The 10,645-nt window shown below is 69.8% G+C and carries 14 protein-coding genes and 1 pseudogene; 11 read left to right on the plus strand and 4 right to left on the minus strand.

Annotated elements, in window-relative coordinates; all coding sequences use genetic code 11:
- Positions 1 to 42: 42 nt before the first annotated feature.
- The 3 genes from ACFWGZ_RS34590 (at position 43) to ACFWGZ_RS34600 (ending at position 3,155) form a co-directional block, all read left to right on the plus strand.
- Complete coding sequence (locus tag ACFWGZ_RS34590) at positions 43 to 738, plus strand: M50 family metallopeptidase (protein ID WP_382455794.1); 696 nt, start codon at positions 43 to 45, stop codon at positions 736 to 738.
- A gap of 280 nt (positions 739 to 1,018) precedes the next feature.
- Entirely contained in the window at positions 1,019 to 2,752 is a 1,734-nt protein-coding gene (gene argS / locus ACFWGZ_RS34595; protein ID WP_382455795.1) for an arginine--tRNA ligase, read from the plus strand.
- A gap of 70 nt (positions 2,753 to 2,822) precedes the next feature.
- Entirely contained in the window at positions 2,823 to 3,155 is a 333-nt protein-coding gene (locus ACFWGZ_RS34600; RefSeq protein WP_382455796.1) for a WhiB family transcriptional regulator, read from the plus strand.
- Here ACFWGZ_RS34600 and ACFWGZ_RS34605 read toward each other — a convergent pair.
- Together ACFWGZ_RS34605 and ACFWGZ_RS34610 are read right to left on the minus strand one after the other, a co-directional pair.
- Positions 3,128 to 3,850 (minus strand): SigB/SigF/SigG family RNA polymerase sigma factor, encoded by a 723-nt coding sequence (locus tag ACFWGZ_RS34605; protein ID WP_382455805.1) that lies wholly within the window; start codon positions 3,848 to 3,850, stop codon positions 3,128 to 3,130. The two genes, ACFWGZ_RS34600 and ACFWGZ_RS34605, sit on opposite strands and share 28 nt — an antisense overlap.
- Positions 3,851 to 3,966: 116 nt before the next feature.
- The gene (locus ACFWGZ_RS34610; protein WP_382455797.1) at positions 3,967 to 4,365 is read right to left on the minus strand and encodes an ATP-binding protein; all 399 of its coding nucleotides are present in this window, start codon (positions 4,363 to 4,365) and stop codon (positions 3,967 to 3,969) included.
- A 122-nt stretch (positions 4,366 to 4,487) separates the two neighbouring features.
- Between ACFWGZ_RS34610 and ACFWGZ_RS34615 the strand changes: the two genes are divergently transcribed.
- Positions 4,488 to 5,174: an ATP-binding protein gene (locus ACFWGZ_RS34615; protein ID WP_382455798.1), complete on the plus strand. Its 687-nt coding sequence runs from the start codon at positions 4,488 to 4,490 to the stop codon at positions 5,172 to 5,174.
- Positions 5,175 to 5,183: 9 nt separating this feature from the next.
- On the opposite strand, the gene ACFWGZ_RS34620 is transcribed toward ACFWGZ_RS34615, so the two are convergent.
- Positions 5,184 to 5,546, minus strand: a complete 363-nt coding sequence (locus ACFWGZ_RS34620) for an STAS domain-containing protein (protein WP_382455799.1) — start codon at positions 5,544 to 5,546, stop codon at positions 5,184 to 5,186.
- A gap of 594 nt (positions 5,547 to 6,140) precedes the next feature.
- Here ACFWGZ_RS34620 and ACFWGZ_RS34625 point away from each other — a divergent pair.
- From ACFWGZ_RS34625 to ACFWGZ_RS34655, 7 genes are all read left to right on the plus strand, one after another.
- On the plus strand, positions 6,141 to 6,344 hold the full coding sequence (locus tag ACFWGZ_RS34625) for a hypothetical protein (protein WP_382455800.1): 204 nt from the start codon (positions 6,141 to 6,143) through the stop codon (positions 6,342 to 6,344).
- A 109-nt stretch (positions 6,345 to 6,453) separates the two neighbouring features.
- Entirely contained in the window at positions 6,454 to 7,035 is a 582-nt protein-coding gene (locus tag ACFWGZ_RS34630) for a CDP-alcohol phosphatidyltransferase family protein (RefSeq protein ID WP_382455801.1), read from the plus strand.
- A 42-nt stretch (positions 7,036 to 7,077) separates the two neighbouring features.
- Positions 7,078 to 7,461, plus strand: coding sequence for a glycine cleavage system protein GcvH (gcvH, locus tag ACFWGZ_RS34635; RefSeq protein ID WP_382455802.1), 384 nt, complete (start codon positions 7,078 to 7,080; stop codon positions 7,459 to 7,461).
- Positions 7,462 to 7,574: 113 nt separating this feature from the next.
- The gene (garA, locus tag ACFWGZ_RS34640; RefSeq protein ID WP_382455803.1) at positions 7,575 to 8,033 is read left to right on the plus strand and encodes a glycogen accumulation regulator GarA; all 459 of its coding nucleotides are present in this window, start codon (positions 7,575 to 7,577) and stop codon (positions 8,031 to 8,033) included.
- Positions 8,034 to 8,066: 33 nt separating this feature from the next.
- Complete coding sequence (locus ACFWGZ_RS34645) at positions 8,067 to 8,624, plus strand: MerR family transcriptional regulator (protein ID WP_382455806.1); 558 nt, start codon at positions 8,067 to 8,069, stop codon at positions 8,622 to 8,624.
- Positions 8,625 to 8,747: 123 nt separating this feature from the next.
- Positions 8,748 to 9,221: a bifunctional nuclease family protein gene (locus tag ACFWGZ_RS34650; protein WP_030468959.1), complete on the plus strand. Its 474-nt coding sequence runs from the start codon at positions 8,748 to 8,750 to the stop codon at positions 9,219 to 9,221.
- 361 nt (positions 9,222 to 9,582) lie between these two features.
- Entirely contained in the window at positions 9,583 to 10,149 is a 567-nt protein-coding gene (locus tag ACFWGZ_RS34655) for a MerR family transcriptional regulator (RefSeq protein ID WP_382455804.1), read from the plus strand.
- Positions 10,150 to 10,346: 197 nt separating this feature from the next.
- Here the strand turns inward: ACFWGZ_RS34655 and ACFWGZ_RS34660 are convergent.
- Positions 10,347 to 10,645 (minus strand): annotated as a pseudogene (locus ACFWGZ_RS34660) (hypothetical protein); the annotation flags it as partial.

Below are 10,645 nucleotides of genomic sequence, written 5' to 3' on the forward strand. Positions count from 1 at the left end.
CGCTTGATGTGGCTCTCACGGCGCGTCTGTTTGTATGTCGCGATGCCTTCCGACCTGATGCCGGACTCGTTGCTGACCCACGAGGTGCTGATCACCTGGGGGACCGCGCTGGCGGCGTTCCTGGCCGTCGCGGTGCACGGGTTCTGGCGGGTCACCCGCAACGTCATCACGATCGCCCACGAGGGCGGGCACGCGCTGTTCGCCGTGCTGACCGGCCGGCGGCTGAGCGGGATCAAGCTGCACTCCGACACCAGCGGGCTGACCGTGTCCCGCGGGAAGCCCCGCGGGCCGGGCATGGTGCTGACGGCGCTCGCCGGGTACGTGGCGCCGTCGCTGCTCGGGTTCGGGGCGGCCGTGCTGATCACCACCGAGCAGATCCAGGTGATGCTGTGGATCTCGATAGTCTTCCTCGCTGCGATGCTGGTGATGATCCGCAACGTGTTCGGGGTGCTGTCCGTCGTGGTCACCGGCGGGGCGTTCCTGTTCGTCTCGTTCTACGCCTCCGCCGAGGTCCGGGACGTCGCCGCCTACGTCTTCGCGTGGTTCCTGCTGCTGGGCGGGGTCCGGCCGGTGTGGGAGCTGCAGGTCAAGCGGTGGCGCCGGCAGGCCCCCCGGTCCGACGCCGACCAGCTGGCGTGGTTGACCGGGGTTCCGGCGCTGGGGTGGGTGTTCTTCTTCGGGGTGGTCAGTGCGGCTGCGCTCGTCGGTGGTGGGGCGTTGTTGCTCGGGCGGTGGTGAGGGTGTCGTTTTGAGGTGCGGGTTCCGGTTTCGTGCTCGGGGCTCCGCCCCGGACCCCGCCAGCTGATCAAAGACCGGCCAGCGCCGTGGGCGGGTTGATGGCACGCCTGGTGCGTTGGGCGGCTTGCTGTTGCGTTGGTTCGTGCGTCTGGAGTGGGGTGCGCCCGGTAAAAGCCAAGACTGCTCGGCTTCGCCGTCGCTTCGGCTTCGCCTCTCCGCTGCGGGTTTGGCGCCGGGTGAAATACTGGGGAGAACAAGCCGCGGGTGAAAGGTGTGTTCAGTGCTGCGTGGAGATGTCGGGCTCGAACTGGGCCAGCGGGTCGCGGGTGCCTTGCGCGCCGCTCTGGACGTCGACATCACCGCGGAGGAAGCGCTGATCCGACCGTCCCACCGCGACGGTGCCGACTACCAGTGCAACGTGGCCATGAGCCTCGCCAAGAAGCTCGGCAAGAACCCCCGCGAGGTCGCGGCGCTGATCGTCGAGCACCTCGACGCCGGGGACGCCGTCGAGACGCCCGAGATCGCCGGGCCCGGGTTCATCAACCTGCGGCTCAAGCGGGAGTGGCTGGAGGCCGAGGCCGCGCGGCTGCTCGCGGACGACCGGCTCGGGGTGCCCGTCACCGAGGAGCCGCGGCGGATCGCCATCGACTACAGCAGCCCCAACGTCGCCAAGGAGATGCACGTCGGGCACCTGCGGTCGACGATCATCGGGGACGCGTTCTGCCGGCTGCTCGCGTTCGCCGGGCACGAGGTGATCCCGCACAACCACCTCGGGGACTGGGGCACGCCGTTCGGCATGCTCATCGAGCACCTCACCGACCTCGGGCACGGGGCCGACCACGAGATCAGCGACCTCAACGCCTTCTACCAGCAGGCCCGGCAGAAGTTCGACAACGAGCCCGGGTTCGCCGACCGCGCGCGGCGGCGGGTCGTGCTGCTGCAGGGCGGGGACGAGGACACGCTCGCGCTGTGGCGGGAGCTGGTGGGGGAGTCGCAGCGGCACTTCAACGAGGTCTACGAGATGCTCGGGATCGGGTTGTCGGCCGGGGACATCTACGGGGAGAGCTTCTACAACCCCTACCTCGCGGACGCGATCACCGAGCTGCAGCAGAAGGGTCTCGTCGAGACCAGCGACGGCGCGCTGTGCGTGTTCCCGCCGGGGTTCACCAACCGCGAGGGCGACCGGCTGCCGCTGATCGTGCGCAAGAGCGACGGCGGGTACGGGTACGCCACCACCGACTTCGCCACCCTGCGGTACTGGGTGCGGGAGCGCAAGGTCGACGACCTGATCTACGTCGTCGGGGCTCCGCAGTCCCAGCACTTCCAGATGATCTTCGCCACCTCCCGGCAGGCCGGGTGGCTCGACGACGCGCACACCGCCGTGCACACCGCGTTCGGCACGATCCTGGGCTCCGACGGCAAGACGATCCGGACGCGGGCCGGCGGCACGATCAAGCTGATCGACCTGCTGACCGAGGCCGTCGAGAACGCCTACGCGGTGATGCCCGAGACGTCCGAAGTGGAGGGTGCGGAGAAGGACGCGCTCGCCCGCACCATCGGGCTCGGGGCCGTCAAGTACGCCGACCTGTCGAGCGACCGGGAGAAGGACTACGTCTTCACCTGGGAGAAGATGCTCGCGACCACCGGCGACACGTCCGTCTACATCCAGTACGCGAACGCCCGGATCCTGTCGATCGGGCGCAAGGTCGGGCGGGACGCCCCCGCGGACGCCCCGCTGGTCCTGCAGGAGCAGGCCGAGCGGGACCTCGCGCTGAAGCTGCTGCAGCTGCCCGCGGCCGTCCAGGCGGCCATCGACGAGCTCGCGCCGCACAAGATCACGAACTACCTGTTCGAGACCGCCACGGCGTTCTCCACCTTCTACACCAGCTGCCCGGTCGCGACAGCCGCGACGCGCGAGCTGCAGGACTCCCGGCTGCACCTGCTCACGCTCACCTCACGCGTGCTCACGCTGGGTCTTTCCCTGCTGGGAATTGGCGCACCCGAAAGGCTGTAAGCAGGTTTACCCCTGCTCAAGCAGAGGTACGCAGTGATCGCAACTCTTTCCGCCCAGTTAGGGAGTCGCGATGACCTGCACCACCCGTCTGCCCAAGCCGGTCACCGACGTGTGGGACTGGCAGATGACAGGCCTGTGCCGCGGCCAGAACAGCGCTGTCTTCTTCCACCCGGACAACGAACGCGGCTACGCGCGGGCTGCTCGGGAGGAGAAGGCCAAGGCCATCTGCGGCACCTGCCCGGTGCTCGCGCAGTGCCGCGCCCACGCGCTCGAGGCCCAGGAGCCGTACGGCGTGTGGGGCGGCATGGGAGAGGACGAACGGCGCCAGATCATCAACGCGGCCCGGCGCCGTCTTCGCGCCCACTCCTCCGAGCGCTACTCCTCCAGCACGTCCCGCAGCTGACGCAGCGTCTTTGCCAGGAGGCGGGAGACGTGCATCTGCGAGATGCCGACCTTCTGCGCGATCTGGGTCTGCGTCATGTTGCCGAAGAACCTCATGATCACGATTTTGCGTTCCCGCTCCGGCAGCTTCTGCAGGAGCGGGTGCAGAGCCTCCCGCTGCTCGATCATGGCGATCTCGGGGTCTTCCTCGCCGATCGTGCTGCCCAGCGAGATCGACGAGTCCTCCGACATCAGCATGTCGTCGAGCGAGGCGCTCTGGTAGGCGTTGCCCGCCGCGAGTCCCTCGTGGATCTCCTCGCGGGTCAGGCCCAGGTGCTCGGCCAGCTCCGACGGGGTGGGCGCGCGGCCCATCGACTGCGACAGCCGTGAAGTGCCCGCGTTGATCGCCAGGTGCAGCTCCTTGAGCCGCCTCGGCATCCGCACCGACCAGCTCGAGTCCCGGAAGTACTTCCGGACCTCTCCCATGATCGTCGGCACCGCGAACGACAGGAAGTCGCTGCCCCGCTCCGGGTCGAAGCGGTCGACGGCGTTGATCAGGCCGACCGTGGCCACCTGCACGAGGTCCTCGTGCGGCTCGCCGCGGTGCCCGAAGCGCCGGGCGATGTGCTGGGCGACCGGGAGGTGCTCGGTGACGAGCCGGTCCCGCAGCGTCTCCCGCTTCGGACCCGGCGGCGTGGCCGCCAGCTCCGCGAACATCGGGGCCAGGTGGTCGTAGTCACCACCCTTGCCGGAGCTCCTCGTCTCCTCGACCGCCTCGACCGCCGCCGCTTCTTCGTCCGGCTTCGTCGTCGTGGTCGTCTCGTCCGACCCGGTCACGCATCCACCGCCCCTGCCGTGGACTTCACGAGGCCGATGTGGACCACGGACCCTTCGGTCTCCTCGACCCTGGTCTGCACCGAGTCGACGAGCGCCGTCAGCACGCGCCAGCCGAAGCTGTTCTCGTCCGGTCCCGCCGCGGCCTTCGTGGCGACCTTCGCCGACACGTGCACCGCGCCCCTGTCGTCCACGTCGAAGTGGCAGCTGAGGACCGCGTCCTGGGCCGCCAGCGTGATCAACGTCGAGCACGTCTCGTCGACGGCGAGCTTCAGGTCCTCGATCGAGTCGAGGTCGAAGTCCTGCCGCATCGCGATGTCCGCCGCGACCGCTCGCACGATCGACAGCTGCGTCGGATCCGCGGCCATCCGCAGTTCGACCCCTGACAATTGCGTCACACCCACCTCGTAGTCCGTTCTGCTGAAGGCCGGCACGTCGTTGCCGTACCCGAATCGATCTCATTTCACACGTGTATTCCTGCGGCCGCCCGGGAAATCACCTTCTGAAAAGCCAGGAGGAGATGACCGGGAGGAGCGTTGTGCTGGTGCACGAGAACTCCCTGGACCTCCGCTTTCCGGCGGACGCGCGCGAGGTGGCGCCGGTGCGGCACCAGCTCCGCACCTGGCTGGAGAACCGCGGGTTCGGCGAGGACGAGGCGAGCGATCTCGTCCTCGCGGTCAGCGAGGCGGTCAACAACTCGATCGAACACGCCTATCCCGGTTCCGCGCGCGGGACGGTCGAGGTGCGGGCGAGCACCGGCCACGACGGGTGCGTCCAGGTCGATGTCGTCGACCACGGGCGGTGGCGCGTGCCGCCGCCCGAGCTGACCACGCGGGGTCGTGGGCTGCTGCTCATGCGGGAGAGCGTGGACTCCGTCGAGGTGGACCGCAGCGCGAACGGCACGACGGTGCACCTGCGCCGGACGCCCGCGCCGGTGGTTCCCGCGGCCCGCCGCCCGTCCGAGTGCGACGTGCGGGTCCACGAGACCTCCTCCGGTGTTGTGGCGGTCGTGCGCGGGGACGTGCCCGTGGAAGCCGGTCCGTCGTTGCGGCGGGTGCTGACCACGGCTGCGCGGGGAGGCACCGTGCCGCTGACCGTCGACCTCACCCACGTGGGTGAGGAGACCGACGGGCTGGAACGGGCCCTCCACGACGTCGCCGCGGCACTGGAAGAGGCGGGGAACCGCCTCGACGTCCGGACGGGGTAACCGCTCGGGTCAGCCGCCCAGGGCGGAGTCCACGGAGTCGCTCACGCTGAGCACCTCGCCGAGGCCGGTGGCCTCGAGCGGGCGGGTCACGGCACGCGCGGTCGCGACGACCTTGAGCGCGGTCCCGGCCTTCTGGGCCAGGCGTGCGGCCTCGACCAGCACCGCCAGCCCGGCGGAGCCGAGGAACGTCACGCCGGTCATGTCGATGATGAAGGTGCCGCCGTCGCCGAGGCCGTTCACGAGAGCGTCGCGCAGCGCGGGCGCGGACACCATGTCGACCTCACCGGACACGGCGAGCACCGTGACACCGGGCGCCGGCTGCCGAACCGACAGCTCGATCGTCTGCTCCGCTCGCGGGTCCTGCACAGTCACTGATGTACTCCCTCTGCAAACAGGGAGCCGCCACAGCAGCGGCCCCGGTGCGGCTGCTGGCTCAACCGCTGCGGCCCCACCGTACGGGAGGAACCGCTCGACAGGACAGGTCGAGCCACCAGTACCCGGACAATGGTTGGCTCAAACGTGCAGAGCCTCCCAAAAGTCTCCACCCGGATCGCGATTACGGCAGCGGATCCGCCGTCGCTGCTCCGGTCGGACGCGTGTGCCGGAGCCGCCACCGGTCGTGCCGGGAGGTCGGCGAACGGTGTCACGACCGGGGTGTGCGGAGCGTTCCGCCGGCCGGGTGAAATCCGCGCCGGGAGGTTTCAGCTGGTCCGGAAGGTGGGTTGGGTCCGGCCGATCTCGCGGCGACGCCGTGCGGTCGTCGTCGCACGACGAACGGTTGCGCCGGCAATCACACGGTCTTCCGCCGCGCTTCGGGCCCGAACAGCTCGGCGCGCCGATCGGCCCAGTTAACGCTTACGATCCACACTGGACACGTGTTCTGAACCACAGTCCGCCAGAATTCGTTTGCAGGGATAACGCCGGAACCCCGGTGCACGACATCCCTGATGTCACGGAGGGACTGAGATGAGAACCGCCATGGAGACCCAGCCGCTGCCGGTCGCCGAACTGCCCACCGCGCCGTGCAGCGTGGTGTGGAGCAGGGGACACGCCTACGTGCTCGAGGGTTTCCGCGCTCGCTGGGTGGGTCGCGACGACCGCGGCCGGCCGCACGCGATCACCGGTGCCGAGATGCAGCGCCGCGGCTGGTCGCTCACGCGCACAGCCTGAGATCTTCTCCCGAGGGAAACGAACGCCCAGCGCCATCCGCGCCCAGTCGCACCGCGTGCCGTGACGCCATCCGGCAGCCCGTGCGCAGCCACTCGTTTAGAGTGCGGGTGTGCGTGATCCGGCTGATCGCCTGCTGACGATTCCGAACCTGCTCAGCGTGTTGCGGCTGGCCGGTGTTCCGCTCTTCCTGTACCTGTTGCTCGGACCCCGCGCGGACGGCTGGGCGCTGCTCGTCCTCGTCTTCGCGGGGCTGTCCGACTGGCTGGACGGCAAGCTCGCGCGCTGGCTCGACCAGATGAGCCGCCTGGGCGCGCTGCTCGACCCCGCCGCCGACCGGCTCTACGTGTTCTGCACGCTGCTGGCGTTCGTGATCAGGGACATCGTCCCGCTCTGGATCGCCCTGGTGCTGGTCGGGCGCGAGGTGGTGGTCGGCCTCTGCCTGCTGGTCCTGCGCACGCGGGGCTGGGGGCCGTTCGAGGTCACCTACCTGGGCAAGGCCGCGACCTTCAACCTTCTCTACGCGTTCCCCCTGCTGCTGCTGGCGCAGGGCGACTCCGGCTGGGCCCAGGTCGCCCTGCCGTTCGCCTACGCGTTCACGGCGTGGGGCGGGGCGCTCTACCTGTGGTCGGCGCTGCTGTACGTCTACCAGTTCTTCCTGGCCCTGCGGGTCACACCTCGCACGGCCGCGTGAAAAGATCACCCCATACAGGTTGAGCACGAGGAGCGCAGTCAGTTGATTCCCGAGGAGCTTCGCTACACCGAAGAGCACGAGTGGGTGCTCCGCACCGGCGAGGACACAGTGCGCGTCGGCATCACCGACTACGCCCAGGAACAGCTCGGTGACGTCGTCTTCGTCCAGCTGCCCGAGGTCGGTCACACCGTGGCGGCGGGTGACACGTTCGGCGAGGTCGAGTCGACCAAGAGCGTCTCCGACCTCTACTCGCCGCTCGACGGGGAGGTCGTCGCGATCAACGACACGTTGGTCCAGACGCCGGACTCGGTGAACAGCGACCCGTACGGCGAGGGCTGGATGGTCGAGCTCCGCGTGAGCGACCCGGAGGCGCTCGAGGGCCTGCTGGACGCGGCCGGGTACCAGGAGCTGGTGGCGCAGGGGTGACGTCGATCTTTCGCCGGATCTTCGGCCGGAAGGGGAGCCGCGCTGAGGGTGGCGACTCGGACGCGATAAGTTTTACCGGAAGTGACGGATCCAGCAGCAGGAGGAGAGCTCAGGTGAGCACGAACGACGGCCCAGGCGTTCCGCCGGAGCAGTCCCCGGAGCGGACCTCCGTCTTCCGGGCGGACTTCCTCCAGGAGATGGAGGGCGGCGCCGAGGCGCCCGCCCCGGAGCCGGCTGTTGCCGGCGTTGACGCCCTTCCCGCCGGATCCGCGCTGCTCGTGGTGAAGCGCGGCCCGAACGCCGGATCCCGGTTCCTGCTGGACCGCGACACGACGAGCGCAGGGCGCCACCCCGACAGCGACATCTTCCTGGACGACGTGACGGTCTCGCGCCGGCACGCCGAGTTCCGCCGGGAGAGCGGCGAGTTCGTCGTCATCGACGTCGGCAGCCTCAACGGCACCTACGTCAACCGCGAGCCGGTCGACCAGGCCGTGCTCGCGAACGGTGACGAGGTCCAGATCGGCAAGTTCCGCCTCGTCTTCCTGACGGGTCCTGGCTCCGCGGGAGCCTGACGCGTGACGGCCGGGCGGCCACGACGCGGGGTGCTGAGCATCGGGGCGGTGCTGGACGAGCTTCGCCCCGAGTTCCCCGACGTGACCATCTCCAAGATCCGCTTCCTGGAAGCGGAGGGGCTGGTCCGCCCGGCACGCACGGCCTCCGGCTACCGCCAGTTCAGCGCGGCGGACGTCGAGAGGCTGCGGTTCGTGCTGTCCGCACAACGAGACAGGTACCTGCCGCTCAAGGTGATCCGCGACCAGCTCGACTCCGCTCCCGCGGACTCGGCCTCGGTGTCGCGGCCCGATCTGCTGGCCCAGACCGGCATCAGCGCGGACCAGCTGTCCCAGCTGGAACGCGACGGCCTGCTGCGCCCCGGCCCCGGTGGCCGGTTCACCACCGACGACATCACCGCGCTCCGCACGATCCGGACGATGACCGGACTCGGCGTCGAGCGCGAGCACCTGCGCGCGGTCCGCGCGGCAGCGGATCACGAGGTCGTCCTGCTGAAGTCGTTCTCAGATCCCGAGACGGTTCGGGAATTGGCTGACCTCTTCACCTCGTTGCACACGTTGTTGGTGAGAGCGGGCCTGCGTCAATCATCTTGATCACGTTCCACCCGCAACGATTGAGCACACGGCCCGCTTGGCGGGTAGCGTCGAACGCATACGCCGGGGGATGCTCGGAGTGAGCCGGGTACTCCCCAACGAGTCAGAGGGAGGCGAGACCCGATGAGTGAGATGCGCGTCGTGGGCGTCCGGGTGGAGCTGCCCCAGAACCAGCCGATCCTCCTGCTCCGGGAAACCGAAGGTGAGCGGTACCTGCCGATCTGGATCGGCTCCGTCGAGGCCACGGCCATCGCACTCGAGCAACAGGGCGTCCGGCCGGCCAGGCCGTTGACGCACGACCTCCTCAAGGACGTCATCGGGGCGCTGGGCCGCAACCTCGAACAGGTGCGGATCACCGACCTGCAGGAGGGCACGTTCTTCGCCGAGCTCGTGTTCGACGGGGACGTGCGGGTGTCCGCGCGGCCGTCGGACTCGGTGGCGCTGGCGTTGCGGGTGGGCGTGCCGATCCACGCGGAGGAGTCCGTGCTCGCCGAGGCGGGCCTCATCATCCCGGACGAGCAGGAGGACGAGGTGGAGAAGTTCCGCGAGTTCCTCGACTCCGTCTCCCCGGAGGACTTCCGCGGAGCGGACACGTAGGCACTTCCGCGGAGCGGACACGCGGGAGCGGCACAGGCGGGCGCAGGCATCCGGGTTGAGGTGCCTGTCGCTCTTCGTTTCGTTCGAGGGCGTCGTACTCCATCCGCGTGTCGCTCCGTCGGACTACTTTCCGCACGATCGTGCCGCTAAACGATCACTAAACGTCACCTGAACGTCCTTGTTCGGGTGACGGCATGACTCTCAGCTTGAGGTTGAGGGTCGACACTCCCCGCGCGTCGCGTTGACCTGCCATCGGAGCGGTCTTACCGTCGAACTCGAGTGGACGTCGCTGGTTCGCGCGAGCTGACGTGGCGGCTTGACGGCCATCGAGTTTCGTGGCCGTTCTCGAGGGGAGGCAGGCGTGGTCGAGGAAGCGCCCTTGAGGGCCGGATCCGGGCAGCAGGGCGAGCTGTTCCCGGACTCCTCGCTGCCGGACGAGCTCGTCGGTTACCGGGGTCCCGCGGCGTGTCAGGTCGCGGGCATCACGTACCGGCAGCTCGACTACTGGGCCAGGACCGGCCTCGTCGCCCCGACGGTGCGGATGGCGCACGGCTCGGGCAGTCAGCGCCTGTACTCGTTCAAGGACATCCTGGTCCTCAAGGTCGTGAAGCGGCTGCTGGACACCGGCGTCTCCCTGCAGAACATCAGGGTCGCCGTGGACCACCTGCGCCGCCGCGGCGTGCAGGACCTCGCGAAGATAACGCTCTTCTCCGACGGCACGACCGTGTACGAGTGCACGTCGCCGGAGGAGGTCGTCGACCTGCTGCAGGGCGGTCAGGGCGTGTTCGGCATCGCGGTGAGCGGCGCGATGCGCGAGATCAGCGGGACCATCCACGAGTTCCCGGCCGAACGGGCGGACGGCGTGGAGATCGCGCCGATGACCGAGGACGAGCTGACCCGCCGCCGCCGGGAACGCGCGACCGGCTGACCGGCTGCCCGGTTCGCCGGGCTGCGCTCCACGCACGCACGCACGACCGGCTGCCTGCTTCGCCGCCGGCAACCGGAAGCGCCACGGGGGGCCAGCACCCCCGGGGTCGCCCGCACATCTCAGCCGCGCGCGGCACCCGCCGGCCGCGCCACTGGCTGCCGCTTCGCCGCTGGTAGCCACACGCACCACCTGGCGGCCTACGACCACCCGGTCGCCCGCCACTCGGTCGCCCGCCACCTGCGTCGCTCGCCACCCGCCACCCGCCGCCCGCCACCTGCCGCCGCCCGCCACCTGCCGCCGCCCGCCACCTGCCGCCGTCCGGCACCTCGCGCCGTCCGCCACTCCGCGCCCGCCGCCACCTCGCGCCGCCCGCCACCCCGCGCCCGTCCCCACCCCACGGCCGAGGTTGCCCGCTGACCGGCTCGATCTCCGTGGCCGACCGGCCGTCCCGGGTGGCCGGTCGGCAGAGGCGCCGCACCCCCGCGGCTGCCTAGCG

Source organism: Lentzea sp. NPDC060358 (genome assembly GCF_042725365.1).
Lineage (GTDB): Bacteria > Actinomycetota > Actinomycetes > Mycobacteriales > Pseudonocardiaceae > Lentzea.